We start from the raw sequence: 16,426 nt of genomic DNA on the forward strand, positions 1-16,426 counted from the left end.
GCTGTAGCCGGTCCCGCAGAACGGCGGTGCGCTTATCAGAAAGCCATGTGCAGTGTACGGAGGGCGCGAAGCGGGGACGGCTCACACTTTAAGAAACAATGTATTTTGGAATCCGCAAAAATCGAAAAAAGCGCGCAAACGGTTACTCCGCAAGGGTTTGCGGCAGTGCAGCGAAATGAAATGGAACTCAGGACTACGTAACGGGCGTTGCGCGATTGCGACAGACGGTCAGCAACGGGCGGCGGCAGCTATAGCGCGATTATTGACACATCGGCAATAGAGGTTTGTGTGGAGCATGGATAATGAAAGGTAGTTCTCTCGTTATACTGCGATCTCTGCTTTCCGAAGCAGACTTTTTCGTTGACGGAAAAGATCTCCAAACCTTTGTCGGCGCGACTTCCCAGTCGCGCTTTTTTTTTGCCCTGCTGCCCGGTGCGCTACTGCGTGTACGAGCGGCGCTTGCGCTTGCCCGCGGGCACGGCTTCTTCTGCCTCGATCGGCGGCGGCGTATAGGTCCAGTCTTCCATCACGTAGTGACGGGCGTCGAGAGGCGATGCGAGCAGGTTCTGCCAGTGATCGCCGTGCCACGTCATATCGAATTCGGTGTCGCATGGCGCTTCGCGCGCGGACTCGGCCAGGGCGCGGGACTTGCGACGTACGCGTCCGAGCCGGCTCGCGAAGCGCTTGATTCCGTCCAGCCACATGACCCTCTCCTTCCTTTCGGTGTTGATTCAGGATCGCAACGTCCCCGCATTTCTGCAACCCGGAAAAAACCCGAGGATTTTACCGAATCGATTTGTCCCCGGTAGGAATTTCACGCCCCGGATTATTGGCGATCCGGTCCCGGTAATATTGACAGGTTTTTGATGCGAATCAATTAATCAAAGGCGATGGTGTACCGATTCCAGTGCTATTAGCGTCTTTTCGATAAAACGGTCGCCAAAAATTTTCTTGACGCACCCGGATTGTCCAATTTATAAAGTCAGCACTCCGTCCTCGGGCGGCGTGCTGGTGCGGGTGCTGGCGCAATGTTTCGGGATTTCGGGTAACGGCTATAAAAATAGCTTTTTTGATCTTATCGAGTGGGGAACGAAGACATGGATACCGGTATCGTGAAATGGTTTAACGATGCTAAAGGTTTTGGCTTTATTACGTCGGACAATGGCGGTGAAGATTTGTTTGCGCACTTTTCCGAAATCCGGATGGACGGCTTCAAGACGCTGAAGGAAAACCAGCGTGTCTCGTTCGACGTCAAGGTCGGCCCGAAAGGCAAGCAGGCAGCGAATATCCAGGCGGTCTGACGCGCCACGCATCGCCGATCACGTCCGGCCCCCGCATCGCGGGGGCTTTTTGTTTTCCGGGGACGGAGCAAACCGGTCCGGGCTGGCCGCGAGTACGCCCGCCGGTGCATACTCACGGAAGCATCGTTTCCCCGTCTTTTCATGTCCGATTCCCGTCCGTCCGATCCCGCCAGCGAACAGCCGCTCGTCTTCGTCGACCTCGAAACCACCGGCGGCTCGTCCGCCGACCACCGCATCACCGAAATCGGCGTGGTCGAAATCGGACCGCTCGGCGTGTCGACGTGGACGAGTCTCGTCAATCCGGGGCAGGCGATCCCGCCGTTCATCCAGCAACTGACGGGCATCTCCGACGCGATGGTGCGCGACGCGCCGACGTTCGCGTCGCTCGCGCCGGCGTTGTTCGAGCGGCTCGACGGGAAGCTGTTCGTCGCGCACAACGCGAGCTTCGACCGCGGTTTCCTGCGCGCCGAGTTCGAGCGCGCCGGGCTGGCCTTCAATCCCGATGTGCTCTGCACGGTGCGGCTGTCGCGCGCGCTGTTTCCGCGCGAATCGCGGCACGGGCTCGATGCGCTGATCGAACGGCATGGGCTCGTTCCGGCCGCGCGCCACCGGGCGCTGGCCGATGCCGACCTGCTCTGGCAGTTCTGGCGCCAGTTGCACGAGATCGTGCCGCTCGAGCGGCTGCGCGACCAGATCGCACGGACGACGCGTCACTTCCGTCTGGGCGGCGATCTGACCGAGGCGTGGCTGGATACCGCGCCGGCAGGGTGCGGCGCGTATGCGTTGTTCGGGGAGCGTGACGAAGCGCTGTATGTCGGCCGCAGCGTGCGCGTGCGGCAGCGGCTGCGCGCGCTGTTGACCGGCGAGCGCCGGTCGTCGAAGGAAATGCGGCTGGCGCAGCAGGTGCGCCGTGTCGAATGGCGCGAGACCGGCAACGAGCTGGGGGCGATGCTCGCCGAAGCGCAATGGATTGCCCGGTTGCGCCCGTCGTACAACCGGCGCCCCACGGTCGACGCTACCCGCGCGGGTGGCGCGCACTGGCCGTTCGAAGGCGCCGTCGCGTTCGAGGCGAACGGCGAGCGCCGCCTGTTTCATGTGATCGACGGCTGGTGCTATCTCGGTTCGGCGGAATCGCTCGATGCGGCTGCGCGGCTCGTGGCCGACGCGGCGGCCAGTGTGTTCGAACCCTTCACCCATCGCCTGCTGCAGACGCATCTCGCGCGCGGCCTGCAGGTGATTCCGCTCATGGCGCTCACGCCGGCGGATTGAGCGCCACGGCGCGTCAGCCGATCGCGCTGGCTCCGCCGGCGGAGCAGACGTGCGACAGCGCGGTATCGAGTGCCTGCGTGTGCGTGGAATCGTAGCGGGTGAGCGTCTTCCAGTTCGCGATGCTGCGCGCGAGCCGCGCCTGGCAATCGGGCGCCTCGCGTAGCGGGGCGACCTGCGCGAGACCGGTCAGCATTTTCTGCGTCAGCCGATCGAGCGCCGGCCGCGTGCTGGCGGCGAGATCGGGCGGTGTGCCTTCCGGCGGCCGCGTCGTGCGCCAGGTCGCGAACAGTGCGTTCTGCACGTCCTTGCTCGCCGTGATCTGGTCCTCGAAGAACGTACGGGCGAACGCGGGATCGATGCCGGCCTGAACGGCGCGCTGTTCGACCGCCGTGAGCAGGGCCGCTTCGCGCGGCCGGTCCTCGATGGCCTTGTGATTCGCCCATTTCCAGCGCGCGACCGGTTCGGCGAGCGCGAGGCGTTGCGACGCGAGCGCCACGATGTTGGTGAGGGCGGTGTCGTCGCCGTCTGCCAGGGCGGGATGCGGAGACGAAAGGAGGGCGACGCCGAGCGCGGCGACAGCGAGGCTGGCACGAATGGCTTGCTTCATCGGAACGATCGGGAGACCCGGGCGGGCCGGACGTGGAAAACCAGAAGGATAGACGAAGACAGTCGCGCGGCGTAGCGTCGCGACAGGAGAATCAGCAGGCGAGCTGATCCGGCACCGTCAGGCTGTTGCGGCCCGGGTGCGAGGCGAATTGCGCGCGAAGCGCACGGATGAACCGCACGATAGCGATGATCGACACGTGGCGGTTACAGAACCGAACTGACGTTCACTTCGGCGAGTACAACTTGTGCTGCTCGTCGAAGAATGCCCGAACGTGCTCGGGCAGCTCGGCGAGGAATTCCACGCCGACGGGTTCCGGATCCGGGCTCATCACTTGCTCGGGCGGTGGCATGCGAGTGGGTCTTTCGTCCATGATCGTTTCTCCAGCAGGTTCAATGATTATCAACCTCGCGCTCGGATTTATGCCAGCGGCGAATCGTTAGATTTTGTCTCTGTTGTATTAACGGCACATGCGCTCCGGCGCGCGGTGCGATGCCCGGTATTGCACGCTGCACGATCGGCAACAATCGGGCCGCTTGTTATACTTGCGCGCACTTTTTCCTGGACCGCGATGAGACGAACGACGCGATGGATCGGCCTCGTATGGCTGGCGCTGGTACTGAACGTACTGTCGCCCGTCGTCGGCTACGCGCGTCTCGCGTCGAGCGGCTCCGGCGCGCTCACGCTCGAGTTGTGCAGTGCAGCGGGCGCCCGTCAGGTCGTGCTCGCACAAGCGGGCGACGACCGCGACACGTCGTCGTTCGACCATGCCGGCGTCCCGCACTGCGTGTACTGCCCCGGCTTCGCGGCGAACGTCGCGCTGGGCACGAGCCTGCCCGCGATGCCGGGCTTCGTGCGGACGTTCGCGTATCGGGTGGCCGCGCCGGTCGTTCCCGATGTACCCCGCAAGGGCATCCGTCTCGCGCAGCCGCGCGCCCCGCCTGAAAACCTCCCGATCTGATTGATGTCGTCCGCGCGCCCTGGTGGCGCGCGAGCCGCCCGCGGCCCCGGTCCGCGCGTCGCGTCGTTCGTGCGCGGCTCGCGCACCCGTGTCCGGCGGCGTCCGATCACGTTTTCAGGAATTCACTCATGTCGTCTACCTTTGCCGCGCGGCCGTCGCGCGGCCGGCTCGCGCTCGCATGCGCGGCCGCTTTCGCATGGCCGGCCGCTCACGCGGCTTCGACCGACGATGCGCGCGCCGAGGCCGCCCGCGGCGGCGGCGCCGATCGTTCCGCCACCGCCACGCCGGCTTCCGCCGGTGTCGCGGCATCGGCCACACCGGCCGGCGACACGCTGAGCGCCGTCAGCGTGACCGCGCAGCGGCAACCGGTCGACCCGGATACGCCGGCCGTCGTCACGTCGATCACCCGCGAGCAGATCGATGCGCACACCAACGTCACCACCGAGGACGCGCTGAAGTACGCGCCGAACCTGATGGTCCGCAAGCGCTACATCGGTGACCGCAACAGCATCTTCGCGGGCCGCGACTTCAACGAACTGCAGAGCGCGCGCGGGCTCGTCTATGCCGACGGCGTGCTGCTGTCGAACCTGCTCGGGTCGAGCTACGCGTACCCGCCGCGCTGGTCGCTGATTCCGCCCGACGACATCGCGCGCGTCGACGTGCTCTATGGCCCCTTTTCCGCGCTGTATCCGGGCAATTCGATCGGCTCGACCGTGCTGCTCACCACGCGCCGCCCGGAACAGCTCGAGGCGTCGCTGTCGACGCAGTTTTTCACGCAGCGCTACCACGACGGCTACGGCTTTGCCGATAGCCTCGGCGGCAATCACCAGACCGCGCGGATCGCGAACCGCGTCGGCCGGTTCTGGTTCGCGCTGTCGCTCGACCGGCTGGAGAACAACGGCCAGCCGATGCAGTATGCGAGCCCCGCATCGGCCTACAACCCGAGGCTGGGCGCCGCCGTGCCCGTGACGGGCGCCGCGACCGACATCGGCCCCAACGGCAAGCCGCGGACCATCGTCGGCGCGCAGACGATCGAGCGGACCGAGCAGCTCAACGAGACGGTCCGGATGGGCTATGCGTTCACCGATCACGTCGATGCGACGCTGACGCTCGGGCATTGGGAGAACCATTACCGGCAGCACGGCGAGACCTTCCTGCGCGATGCGACGGGCAATCCGGTCTACGGCGGCAACGTGTCGATCGGCGGGCAGAACATGACCGTCGCGCCGAACGCGTTCGCGCCGCAGCGCGGCGACCAGGAGAACTGGCTGTACGCGCTCGGGCTGAACGGCCGGCTCGATTCCGGCTGGCGGTTGTCGGGCGTGGTATCCGCGTACGACGTGTCGCGCGACGTGCTGCGCGCGGCCTCGACCGTGCAGGGTGGGGCCGGCACGCTGTTCCAGGGCGACGGCACCGGCTGGCGCACGCTCGACCTGAAGGCCGAGGCGCCGGAAGTGAAAGGCCATACGTTCACGTTCGGCTATCACTACGACAACTACTTCCTGCGCAACGTCACGTACAACACCGCCGACTGGCTGGCCGGGCCGACCACGTCGCTCGCGAGCGTCTATCGTGGCGACACGCGCACGCAGGCGCTGTTCGGGCAGGACGCGTGGCGCTTCGCGCCGGGCTGGCTCGCGACGCTCGGGCTGCGCTACGAGCGCTGGGATGCGTACGGCGGCGCGCTCGGCAATGCGAAAGGCACGCTCGGCTATGCGGACCGGAGCGCGAATGCGCTGTCGCCGAAAGTCGCGCTGCAGTGGGACGCGACGGAGGTCTGGCGCTTCCGGCTGTCGTTCGCGACCGGCACGCGGTTTCCGACGGTCGGCGAGCTGTTCCAGGGCACGATTTCGAACAACGCGATCGTCAACAACAACCCGAACCTGCGGCCCGAAAAGGCGATCGACTGGGATTTCACGGCCGAACGCGACGTGGGCGTCGGCGTCGTGCGCGCCAGCGTGTTCCAGAGCGACCTGCGCGACTCGATCTACAGCCAGACGACGGCGTCGGGCGCGACGACCGTCACCAACATCTCGAACGTCGACCGCGTGCGCGTGCGTGGCATCGAGCTCGCGTTCAGCGGCGAGAACGTCGGGCTGCGCGGGCTCAACCTCGACGCGAACGTGTCGGCGAGCAACGCGCAGATCCTTGCCGACGCCGCGAACCCGGCCTACGTCGGGTCGCGTTTCCCGCGCATTCCGCGCATGCGCGCGAACCTGCTCGCGTCGTATCGCTTCGACGAGCACTGGCTCGCGAGCGTCGGCGTGCGCTACTCGGGCCGCCAGTACAACACGCTCGACAACAGCGACGTGAATCCGGACGTCTACGGCGGCACGAGCTCGTTCACGGTCGTCGATCTGAAGGCACGCTACCGCTTCGATCGTCACTGGACCGCGTCGGCCGGCATCGACAACCTGACGGACCGCCGCTACTACACGTTCCACCCGTATCCGGGCCGCACTTTCTATGGAGAACTGAAATGGTCGCTGTGAGATCGTTCGCGGCTGGCTGCGCGCTGTGGCTCGCGGCGCTCTCGACCGCCGGCGCGCATGATGCGTCCAGCGTGCCGAAAGCCGCCGATCCGCACGCCGCGCACACGAGCATGCAGGCGACGCCCGCGCAGCAGAAGCAGCCGCTCGCGACGGGCGCCGCGTTCGATACGCGTCATCGGCTGTGGGTCGCATGGGTCGAAGGCGCGCATGTCGTCGTCGCGCATTCCGACGACGCCGGGCGCACGCTGTCCGCGCCCGTCACCGTCAATGCGATGCCCGAGCCGATCTACACGAGCGCCGAGAATCGCCCGAAGCTCGCGACGAGCCCGGACGGGCGCGCGGTGTACGTGTCGTGGTCGATGCCGCTCGATGCGCCGTACACCGGCATGGTGCGCTTCTCGCGCTCGCTCGACGGCGGCGCGACGTGGAGCGTGCCCGTGACCGTGCATCGCGACCGGCAGGCGATCACGCACCGCTTCGACATGATGGCCGTCGATCCCGCCGGCAACATCGCGATCGCATGGATCGACAAGCGTGATCTCGTCGCGGCGAAGGCGGCCGGGCAGACGTACGAAGGCGCGGCCGTCTACTACGCGGTGTCACGCGACGGCGGCGCGTCGTTCGACCCCGAGCGCAAGGTGACCGACCACACCTGCGAATGCTGCCGGATCGCGATGGCGATCGATCCGGCCGGGCGCATCGAGGCCGTGTGGCGCAACGTGTTCCCGGGGCAGATCCGCGATCACGCGCTCGCGGTGCTGCCCGTATCGGCGTCCGAGCCGGTCCTGCCGATACGCGCGACGTTCTCGAACTGGCACGTCGAGGCGTGCCCCGAACACGGGCCGGCGCTCGCGATCACGCCGGACGGCATGCGACATGTGGCGTGGTTCGGCGTCGTCGACGGTCGCGCCGACGTGTTCTATTCGCGCATCGGCGCCGATGGCCAGCCGCGCGGTACACCGTGGGCATTCGGCGCGAATCCCGCGGTGCCCGGCGAGCAGGCGTCGCATGCGGCGCTCGTCGCGCACGGCGACGTCGTGTGGCTCGCTTGGAAGGCGTTCGACGGCGACACGATGCAGATCAAGCTGCGTCGGTCGGATGACCGCGGCGAGCACTGGTCGGTGCCGCGCGTGATCGCGTCGACGGCGGGCGCGAGCGACAACCCGCAATTGCTCGACGATGCGGGCCGCATCTACCTGTCGTGGCGCACGCGCAACGACGGCTATCGGCTGATCGCCGTGGAGGGGGCGCAATGAAGCGGCTGATGGCATGGCTCGGCATCGTGCTCGCGAGCCTGCCCGCATGGGCGGGCGGCGGTGCATTGCAGCCGTTGCGCGCGGCGGACGTCGCGCGCCTGTACGCGGCGGCGCGCGAGCGGCCGCTGGCGGTCGAGATCTGGTCGCTCGATTGCGGATACTGTCGCGAGAACGCCGCGCATCTGGTCGCGTGGCAGCGCCGTCATCCGGACGTGCAGCTCGCGATGGTCGCGATGGATGCGTACGACGACAACGGTGCGGCGATCGCGCAGGCGCTGGCGCAGATGAACCTGCCGCCGCAGGTCGCGCAGTATGCGAACGCGGAGCCGATGCCCGAGCGGCTGCGAACGGCGCTCGATGCGGGATGGCGAGGGGAGATGCCGCGCACCGTGTGGATCGGGCGCGAGGGCGTGCGTGACGCGCGCAGCGGCTTGCTGACGGCCGACGTGCTCGACGGCTGGCTGCAGCACGCGAAGCGGTGACGCATCGGGCCGGCGCGCGGCGAACCGGCCGCGCGCCGGCCCGATGCGAAAACGCGCCCGAAGGCGCGTGGAGAGAAACGTCAGGCCGCTCGCCTGAATAGCCGGATCACGAACAGCAGGATCACCGCGCCGATGACCGCGACGATCACCGAACCGATGAAGCCGCTGCCGATGCTGATGCCGAGCAACCCGGCAAGCCAGCCGCCGATCACCGCGCCGACAATCCCGACGATGATGTCGACGATCAGCCCGAAGCCGCCGCCCTTCACGAGCAAGCCGGCAAGCCAGCCGGCGATCGCGCCGATGATGAGCCACATAATCAAGCCATGAGTCATGGTGGTCCTCTCCTTGGGTTGAGTCGAAATGACCGCGCACCGGCCGCCGCGCGCCGCAAGCTGGTTGAAAGCGGCTGCGACCGCCGCGCCGCCCACGCAATGTAACGCGATAGACGGGTCAGAATCGTTAAGTAATGTTATGCACCCTTAAGCAGATTTTCCAGGTGATTTGTCTGCGTACGGCACGATTCGTGCGCACGAGACGCATGGCGAAATGAATTTGTAAGAATCGGGTTGCCGCTGCGGTTGATCGGTCGAACGCGTTATCTCTCGTGCGTCGTCGTGGGCAGGGTGGCCTCCGGCAGTCCGTCGGCTGCGTCGGCGATCAGTCGCGCGACGGTCGCGGCATCGTCGATCGCCTCGATCGACAGCAGCGCCAAACGGGCGAGGAAGAGCGACGCATCGGCTTCACCGATCCGGGTCATCGTGTGGCACAGAGCGGTGTAGAGCGTGTCGCGTTCGGTGTCCGTCATCATGCGGTCTCCTGAAGATCGGTTTCGATCGAGGCGTGCGGATGGAGCGCGCGATCGAGTGCGGCGCTCACGTCGTCGGCCCGCGCATCGTGCCAGCGGCCGAGCACGTGCCCGTCCGGACGCACGAGATAGACGGTGCCGTCGCGTGCGCCGTACATGTCGAACAGCCGCCCGTCGTCGTCATGGCCGCGGCAGGCCGGATGCCGCACGGTCGCCGCATGCCGGGCGAGCGTGACGAGCGCGAACGGTATGTGCGCTGCCTGCAGGCGTGGCTCGAGCGCGGCGAGCGATGGATCGGGCACGCCGTCCGCCGTGAAGCAGAACGCGGTGAAGCGCGGCGCGACGAGATCGGTCAGGTGGCCGCGGTGCGTATCGTCGCCATGCGCCCCGTACAGCGTCAACGGACACTCGGGGAGCACCGTGCCGGGCGCCGGGCCGGCCGCGAAGGTGTCGCGTTCGGCCGTGTTGAGCGGCGACCTGGCATACGCGATGGCCGATGTCTGGCGCGGGTTGATCAGCGAACGCAGTGCAGGATGCCGCACCGCGAGCGTCAGCACGGCCTTGCGCATCAGCGCGAACGCAAACGACGGCGGCGCCATGAACTCGGTGCTCTTCGAGCCGTAGCGCAGGTTCTCGTGCGCCGCGAACACGCGCTCGTCCGAGTAGCTGTCGAGCAGCGCGTCCGACGCGATGCCGCGGATCACGTACGCGAGCTTCCACGCGACATTGTCGGCATCGTCGATGCCCGAATTCGCGCCGCGCACGCCGAAGATCGGCACGAGATGTGCGGCATCGCCGCAGAACAGCACGCGGTCGTGCCGGTAGCGTTCGAGCGTCAGCGCGTTCGCCTTGTAGATCGTGATCCAGATGGGCGACCACGCGCCGCGCTCGCCCATCATGTCGAGCAGGTCCTGCACGCGCGGGATCACGTTCTCCGGCTTCACGGCCGCTGCGGGATCCTCGTCGTCACGCAACTGGTAGTCGATCCGCCATACGTTGTCGGGCTGCTTGTGGACGAGCACGGTCGAGCCCGGATTCGACGACGGATCGAAGTAGGCCAGGCGTTCGGTCGGCCGGTCGCTGTCGAGCGCGATGTCGACGATCACATAGCGGCCCTCGTAGGTCGTGCCGCGCAGCGACAGGCCGAGCGCGTCGCGCATCGTGCTGCGGCCGCCGTCGCACGCAACGACCCAGTCGGCATCGAATGCGTAGCCGCCGAGCGGCGTGTCGACGTCGATGCGCACACCGTCCGGCAGCCGCGTCACGCCGGTCACCTTCGTCTGCCAGCGGATCTCGATCAGGTCGGGCTGGCGCAGCGCGGCATCGAGCAGGAATTGTTCGATGTGATATTGCGCGAGATTCACCATCGGCGGCAGCTTCTGGTTCGCGTCCTGCGGCATCGTGAAATGCAGCACTTCGTCGCGCCGGTAGAAACTGCGGCCGCCGGTCCATGGCAGCCCCGTGCGCAGGAAATCGTCGAGCGCGCCGAGCCGCTCGACGATCTCGAGGCTGCGGCGCGAGATGCAGATGGCGCGGCTGCCGTGGCAGACCGAATCGTCGGCTTCGATCAGCACGCTGCGGATGCCGTGATTCGCGAGGCCGAGCGCGACGGCGAGGCCCACGGGGCCGCCGCCGACGATCGCGACGCGATGCCGGCGCGTGTCGATGCCGCCGTCACGCTCCGGCAGATGCGCGGGATGGCGCTCGGCGACGAACGGGTAGGGCTTGAAGTCGATATCCATCGTTGGCTTCCAGGGTGGTCCGGTTCGACGTGCCCGCATCGGTGAAGCGATGTGGGCAGCTGGTCGATCCAGTATGGAAGCCGGTCGTGCCGCCGTTGTCCCCATTTCGGGTACGGCGGCGGTCGCGCTACGCCCGGTGCGAGCCGACGCGTTTCAGGGCTGCATGCACAGCGCGAACAGTTCTCGCTGGCTCGAAATGCCGAGGCGCCGATACGCGCGTTTCTGGTAGGTCACGACGCTCGACGCCTTTACGCCCATCGTCTCGCCGATGTCATGCGCGGTCTGGCCTTCGAGCACGCCGCGCAACACGTCGAGTTCGCGCTTCGACAATGCCGGGCACGCATGGCGCAGTCGCGCGAGCATGCGTTGCGGGATGCCGATCTGCGCCGCGCCGGCCAGCGCGTAGTGATGCTTGGCGGCCTGCGCGATCAGCGGCGCGAGCGCCTCGATCGTCGCGATCTCGCGCGGCTGGAATGCGCCGCTGCGATGCGCGCGATACAGGTTGATCGACAGCCAGGTTGCATCGTCGGGCTGCATCAGCAACGCGAGCCGGTCGGACACGTCGGGGCCGCGATAGCACGCCGCGCGATACGCTTCGTGATCGATCTCGTCGCCGGCCTGCTGGTGCAGCAGCACGCCGTGCCGGTGCGTGCCGCGCCGGGCGGCCGAGACGATCGGCTGGTTGCCGTCGAGTGCGTAGAAGTGTCGCGCGTACGTGTCGGCGACGTCGCGCAGATAGCGGCCGCCGCGATGATCGGCGACGGACAGCGTGCGCGGGCGGTTGCCGAACTCGTACGCGAAGATCGTGCACTGCGTGATCGACAGTGCATCGTCGAACAGCCTCAGGATTTCGCCGGCGAACGCGTCGGGCTCGTTGCCGCCGATCGCGGCGACGAGGCGCGTCGCGCGGGACACGTCCAGTTGCGCGGAGAAAGTCGGTCGCTCGAGACGCCAGGTGCGCATGGTGCGGGGAGAGGGCGGAATGGTCCGGCGATTGTAATCGGCGGGACGCGGCGCGGGAGTCGGGAGATGCCCGCAAACGAGGGTGAGTCGGAAAGCGGACGGGCGCACGATTTCGGCGCCGGAAAAGAGAAAAGGTCTGACAAGCGACGCTTGTCAGACCTTTATGTCTTGGTGCCGGAGATAGGAGTCGAACCTACGACCTTCGCATTACGAATGCGCTGCTCTACCAACTGAGCTACACCGGCAGCAGAGAAATGAAATTATATGGTGAAATCCGCGATCTTGGCAATAGGTTTTGCGAAATTTTTTCAGCTTGCTGCGGCTGCTTCGCGAAACCCTCGATCCGGCGGACTTTCCGCTTTCACTTCACTGCGATGCAACCCGTTAGGGCCACATCGCGAAGGCGCGATTGTACTGATGTCTCGCACCCTCGTCCAGTGCTGCAGTGCAATTATTTTGCTTCGTCGTGATAGCCGGTCACGCGCTCGACTTCGTTCTTCGAACCGAGGAACACGGGCACGCGCTGGTGCAGGCCGGTCGGCTGAACTTCCATGATGCGCTGCGTGCCGGTCGTCGCGGCGCCGCCTGCCTGTTCGACGATGAACGACATCGGGTTCGCTTCGTACATCAGGCGCAGCTTGCCCGGACGATCGGGCGTGCGCTTGTCGGCCGGGTACATGAAGATGCCGCCGCGATTCAGGATCCGGTGCACGTCGGCCACCATCGACGCGATCCAGCGCATGTTGAAGTTGTCGCCGCGCGGGCCGTCCTTGCCGGCGTTCAGCTCGTCGACGTAGCGCTTGACCGGGTCGTACCAGTGGCGCGCGTTCGATGCGTTGATCGCGTATTCGCGCGTGTCGGCCGGGATCTGCATGTTGCTCTGCGTGAGCACCCACGAGCCGACTTCGCGGTCGAGCGTGAAGCAGTTCACGCCGTTGCCGGTCGTCAGCACGAACACCGTCTGCGGGCCGTAGACGGCGTAGCCGGCCGCGACCTGCTGCGTGCCGGGTTGCAGGAACGATTCCTCGGTCGCCTGCTTGCCGTCCGGGCAGCGCAGCACCGAGAAGATCGTGCCGATCGACACGTTCACGTCGATGTTCGACGAGCCGTCGAGCGGATCGAACACGAGCAGGTATTCGCCGCGCGGGTAGTTCGCCGGGATCGGGAAGAACGTTTCCATTTCTTCCGACGCCATCGCGGCGAGGTTGCCACCCCATTCGTTCGCGTCGAGCAGGATTTCGTTCGACAGGATGTCGAGCTTCTTCTGCACTTCGCCCTGGACGTTCTCGCTGCCGGCGGTGCCGAGCGCTTCGCCGAGCGCGCCCTTCGACACGTTGTAGCTGATCGCCTTGCACGCGCGGGCGACGACTTCGATCAGCAGGCGCAGGTCGGCGGGGAGGTTGTTGGTCTCACGTTGCTGTTCGATCAGGAACTTCGACAGCGTGGTGCGGCGGGCAATGGACATGACAGACTCCGAAAGGCCAAAGAATCCTTGAATGGCCGCAATTTTACCCGTCGCGCCTCCGGTGCCGCCGGCTTTTTTCGTCCGGTTACATGGCCGGGTGCCCGAAGCGGCGCGGTATCGGGCGGCGACGCCGGGCGGGGTGCGCCTCGCCGCGGAGGCCGCCCGAGCGGTCCGACCCCGCGAGCGCGTGCGGTTGCAGCCGTGCTCGTGCAATAAAAAAGCCGGCGCCGCGTGAGGCGGCACCGGCTCGATCGCGCGGACGCGACAGGTCGAACGCGCAAGTTACGCGAGCGCCTTCTCGACGATCTCGCGCACGTCACGCGATTTCGCGCCGGCCGCGACCTGTTCGAGCGCTTCGCGCATCCGGTCGCGCAGCGCCGGCGTGAAGCGGCGCCACAGTTCGAGCGAGCGCGCGAGGCGTGCGGCGACCTGCGGGTTGATCGCGTCGAGCGCGAGCACCTGTTCGGCCCAGAACGCGTAGCCCGAACCGTCCGCCGCATGGAATTGCGCGGGATTGGCCGCGCAGAAGCTGAAGATCAGCGAGCGCGCGCGGTTCGGATTCTTCAGATTGAACGCCGGGTGCGCGAGCAGCTTGCGCACCTTCGCGAGCGTCGGCTGCGCGGGCGTACCGCGTTGCGCCGCCTGCATCGCGAACCACTTGTCGATCACGAGCGCTTCCTTCTCGAAGCGGCGGTAGAAGTCGTCGAGCGCGTGCTCGGCCGGCCCGTTCGCGCCCGCGGCGGCCGCGGACAGCAGCGCGCCGAGCGCAGCCGCGCGATCGGTCATGTTGTTCGCCGCGTCGTACTGGGCCGTGGCGAGGCGTACCGCATCGGCCGGATCGTCGAGTTCGGCCAGATACGCGAGCGCGAGGTTCTTCAGCGCGCGGCGGCCCGAGGCTTCAGGCGTCGGCTCGTAGGCGCCGGGCGTCTGGTGCTGCTCGTACGTAGCGAGCCAGTCGGCGCGCAGCGCGGTTGCGAGCTGGCGGCGCACGAACTGGCGCGCGCGATGCACGGCGGCCGGATCGGCCTCGGCCATCTGATCGGCGAGATAGGTTTCCGACGGCAGGGTCAGCGCGAGTTCGCGGAACGCCGGCGACAGGCTTTCATCGGTCAATACGCGGCGGAACGCGGCGACGAAGTTCTCGCCGAGCGTGAGCGACGCGTTGGCGGCCGCCCGCGCGGCGAGCGTCAGCAGCGCGCGCGTCGCGAGGCGCTGGCCGGCCTCCCAGCGGTTGAACGGATCGCTGTCGTGCGCGAGCAGGAACGCGAGATCGTCGTCGCTGTAGTCGTACTCGACGATCACCGGCGACGAGAAGTTGCGCAGCAGCGACGGCAGCGGCGCTTCCGGCACGTCGACGAACGTGAAGGTCTGCTCGGTGTCGGTGAACTCCAGCACGCGCGTCGTGCCCGATGCAGCGGCTTCGCCGTCGAGACGCAGCGGCAGGTCACGGCCGTCGCGGCCGATCAGGCCGATCGCGAACGGGATCAGGAGCGGCCCCTGCTGCGTTTCGCGCGCGGCCGGCGACGCGTCGCCGTAGCCCTGCGCGAGCGTGACCGTATAGCGGCGTGCGGCCGCGTCGTACGCGGTGCGCACCGACACGCGCGGCGTGCCGGCCTGGCTGTACCAGCGCTCGAACTGCGCGAGGTCGCGTCCGTTCGCGTCGGCCATCGCGTGACGGAAGTCATCGCAGGTCACCGCGTGGCCGTCGTGGCGCTTGAAGTAGAGGTCCATCCCCTTGCGGAAGCCGTCGCGGCCGAACAGCGTCTGGTACATCCGCACGACTTCCGAGCCTTTCTCGTAGACCGTCATCGTGTAGAAGTTGTTGATCTCGACGTAGCTCTCCGGGCGCACCGGGTGCGCCATCGGGCCCGCGTCCTCCGCGAACTGCAGCTGGCGCAGCACGCGCACGTCCTCGATGCGCTTGACCGCGCGGGCCGCCGATTCGACCGCGTCGCCCGCGGCCATGTCGGCCGAGAACTCCTGGTCGCGGAACACCGTCAGGCCTTCCTTCAGGCTCAACTGGAACCAGTCGCGGCAGGTCACGCGGTTGCCGGTCCAGTTGTGGAAGTACTCGTGGCCGACCACCGACTCGATGTTCGCGAAATCGGTGTCGGTCGCGGTCTCGGGGTTCGCCAGCACGTACTTCGTGTTGAAGATGTTGAGCCCCTTGTTCTCCATCGCGCCCATGTTGAAGTCGCCGACCGCGACGATCATGAAGCGGTCGAGATCGAGCTCGAGGCCGAAGCGCTTTTCGTCCCAGCGGATCGAGTGGATCAGCGAATCCATCGCGTGACGCGTCTTGTCGAGATCGGCCGGTTCGACCCACACCTGCAGCAGCTTTTCCTTGCCGGAGCCGGTGGTGATCGTTTCCTCGATCGCGACGAGCTTGCCCGCGACCAGCGCGAACAGATAGCTCGGCTTGCGGAACGGGTCTTCCCATTTCGCGAAGTGGCGGCCGTCGGGCAGGTCGCCCGAATCGACGAGGTTGCCGTTCGACAGCAGCACCGGGTACGCGGCCTTGTCGGCACGCAACGTGACGACGTACGACGCCATCACGTCGGGGCGGTCGAGGAAGTAGGTGATGCGGCGAAAGCCTTCGGCTTCGCACTGCGTGAAGAAGTTGCCGCTCGACACGTAGAGGCCCGACAGCGTCGTATTCTGGTCGGGGGCGCACGCGCTTTCGAGCGTCAGCTCGAACGTGTCGGGTACGTTCTCGACGGTCAGCCCGTGCTCGTGCGCGCGCACCGCGCCGTGCGGTGCGCCATCCAGCCGCGCGCCGAGGAATTCGAGCGCCTCGCCCATCAGTTCCAGGTGCGGCGCGGGCGCGGCATCCGGATTGCGGCGCACGCGCATCGTATTCCTGACGATCGTGCGGGCCGGCGCGAGATCGAATTCGAGTGCGACGGAATCGATGAGGAAGGCCGGCGGCGTGTAGTCGGCGCGGCGGATCACGGTGGAGGAGGCGTTGTCGGACATGGTCGTCGAGATCGGTGGAGTGGGGGACGGGCCCGTCGCGCGGGCCAGGCGAACCGGGCCATTGTACAAAGGCTTGCGGCTGCGTGTCGGGCGAACTTTTTACCGCT

At 66.9% G+C, this 16,426-nt stretch carries 15 protein-coding genes and 1 tRNA gene; 6 read left to right on the top strand and 10 right to left on the bottom strand.

The genetic code is table 11. From position 1 onward, the window contains the following. Positions 1 to 437 precede the first annotated feature (437 nt). The gene (locus H0X90_RS13240; protein WP_006486644.1) at positions 438 to 704 is read right to left on the bottom strand and encodes a hypothetical protein; all 267 of its coding nucleotides are present in this window, start codon (positions 702 to 704) and stop codon (positions 438 to 440) included. Between the two features lie 393 nt (positions 705 to 1,097). Here H0X90_RS13240 and H0X90_RS13245 point away from each other — a divergent pair, with 393 nt between their 5' ends. Together H0X90_RS13245 and H0X90_RS13250 are read left to right on the top strand one after the other, a co-directional pair. Then, on the top strand, positions 1,098 to 1,301 hold the full coding sequence (locus H0X90_RS13245) for a cold-shock protein (protein ID WP_006476615.1): 204 nt from the start codon (positions 1,098 to 1,100) through the stop codon (positions 1,299 to 1,301). Between the two features lie 141 nt (positions 1,302 to 1,442). Further along, the gene (locus tag H0X90_RS13250) at positions 1,443 to 2,570 is read left to right on the top strand and encodes an exonuclease domain-containing protein (RefSeq protein WP_077190912.1); all 1,128 of its coding nucleotides are present in this window, start codon (positions 1,443 to 1,445) and stop codon (positions 2,568 to 2,570) included. A 13-nt stretch (positions 2,571 to 2,583) separates the two neighbouring features. On the opposite strand, the gene H0X90_RS13255 is transcribed toward H0X90_RS13250, so the two are convergent. Continuing rightward, positions 2,584 to 3,177, bottom strand: coding sequence for a chorismate mutase (locus H0X90_RS13255; RefSeq protein ID WP_077190911.1), 594 nt, complete (start codon positions 3,175 to 3,177; stop codon positions 2,584 to 2,586). 223 nt (positions 3,178 to 3,400) lie between these two features. Further along, a complete protein-coding gene (locus H0X90_RS13260; RefSeq protein ID WP_009690993.1) occupies positions 3,401 to 3,547 on the bottom strand; it encodes a hypothetical protein in 147 nt (48 codons plus the stop codon). Between the two features lie 198 nt (positions 3,548 to 3,745). On the opposite strand from H0X90_RS13260, the gene H0X90_RS13265 reads away from it, so the two are divergent. The 4 genes from H0X90_RS13265 to H0X90_RS13280 all read left to right on the top strand — a co-directional run bounded on the left by H0X90_RS13265 (position 3,746) and on the right by H0X90_RS13280 (position 8,365). After that, the gene (locus H0X90_RS13265; protein ID WP_006486673.1) at positions 3,746 to 4,135 is read left to right on the top strand and encodes a DUF2946 domain-containing protein; all 390 of its coding nucleotides are present in this window, start codon (positions 3,746 to 3,748) and stop codon (positions 4,133 to 4,135) included. 128 nt (positions 4,136 to 4,263) lie between these two features. After that, positions 4,264 to 6,627 (top strand): TonB-dependent receptor, encoded by a 2,364-nt coding sequence (locus H0X90_RS13270; RefSeq protein ID WP_077190909.1) that lies wholly within the window; start codon positions 4,264 to 4,266, stop codon positions 6,625 to 6,627. Then, complete coding sequence (locus H0X90_RS13275; RefSeq protein WP_077190908.1) at positions 6,615 to 7,883, top strand: exo-alpha-sialidase; 1,269 nt, start codon at positions 6,615 to 6,617, stop codon at positions 7,881 to 7,883. The genes H0X90_RS13270 and H0X90_RS13275 overlap by 13 nt, the downstream gene beginning before the upstream one ends. Next, positions 7,880 to 8,365 carry a TlpA disulfide reductase family protein gene (locus H0X90_RS13280; protein ID WP_006496569.1) on the top strand — a complete coding sequence of 162 codons (486 nt, stop codon included), beginning with the start codon at positions 7,880 to 7,882 and terminating at the stop codon, positions 8,363 to 8,365. Before H0X90_RS13275 ends, H0X90_RS13280 begins: the two co-directional genes overlap by 4 nt. 80 nt (positions 8,366 to 8,445) lie before the next feature. Here H0X90_RS13280 and H0X90_RS13285 read toward each other — a convergent pair whose 3' ends face one another. The 7 genes from H0X90_RS13285 to pepN all read right to left on the bottom strand — a co-directional run bounded on the left by H0X90_RS13285 (position 8,446) and on the right by pepN (position 16,319). Continuing rightward, entirely contained in the window at positions 8,446 to 8,700 is a 255-nt protein-coding gene (locus H0X90_RS13285; RefSeq protein ID WP_006476609.1) for a GlsB/YeaQ/YmgE family stress response membrane protein, read from the bottom strand. A 263-nt stretch (positions 8,701 to 8,963) separates the two neighbouring features. Continuing rightward, complete coding sequence (locus H0X90_RS13290; protein ID WP_059721553.1) at positions 8,964 to 9,176, bottom strand: hypothetical protein; 213 nt, start codon at positions 9,174 to 9,176, stop codon at positions 8,964 to 8,966. After that, positions 9,173 to 10,915, bottom strand: coding sequence for an FAD-dependent oxidoreductase (locus tag H0X90_RS13295; protein ID WP_077190906.1), 1,743 nt, complete (start codon positions 10,913 to 10,915; stop codon positions 9,173 to 9,175). Before H0X90_RS13295 ends, H0X90_RS13290 begins: the two co-directional genes overlap by 4 nt. 153 nt (positions 10,916 to 11,068) lie before the next feature. Continuing rightward, positions 11,069 to 11,878: a LuxR C-terminal-related transcriptional regulator gene (locus tag H0X90_RS13300; protein WP_006485728.1), complete on the bottom strand. Its 810-nt coding sequence runs from the start codon at positions 11,876 to 11,878 to the stop codon at positions 11,069 to 11,071. A gap of 169 nt (positions 11,879 to 12,047) precedes the next feature. Further along, positions 12,048 to 12,123: transfer RNA gene (locus H0X90_RS13305), tRNA-Thr, on the bottom strand. Positions 12,124 to 12,329: 206 nt separating this feature from the next. Beyond that, a complete protein-coding gene (locus H0X90_RS13310; RefSeq protein ID WP_006485729.1) occupies positions 12,330 to 13,343 on the bottom strand; it encodes a class 1 fructose-bisphosphatase in 1,014 nt (337 codons plus the stop codon). Between the two features lie 282 nt (positions 13,344 to 13,625). Beyond that, the gene (gene pepN / locus H0X90_RS13315) at positions 13,626 to 16,319 is read right to left on the bottom strand and encodes an aminopeptidase N (RefSeq protein WP_062910909.1); all 2,694 of its coding nucleotides are present in this window, start codon (positions 16,317 to 16,319) and stop codon (positions 13,626 to 13,628) included. Positions 16,320 to 16,426: the final 107 nt, after the last annotated feature.

Source organism: Burkholderia sp. 9775_39, from assembly GCF_015712225.1.
GTDB classification, from domain to species: Bacteria; Pseudomonadota; Gammaproteobacteria; order Burkholderiales; family Burkholderiaceae; genus Burkholderia; species Burkholderia cenocepacia.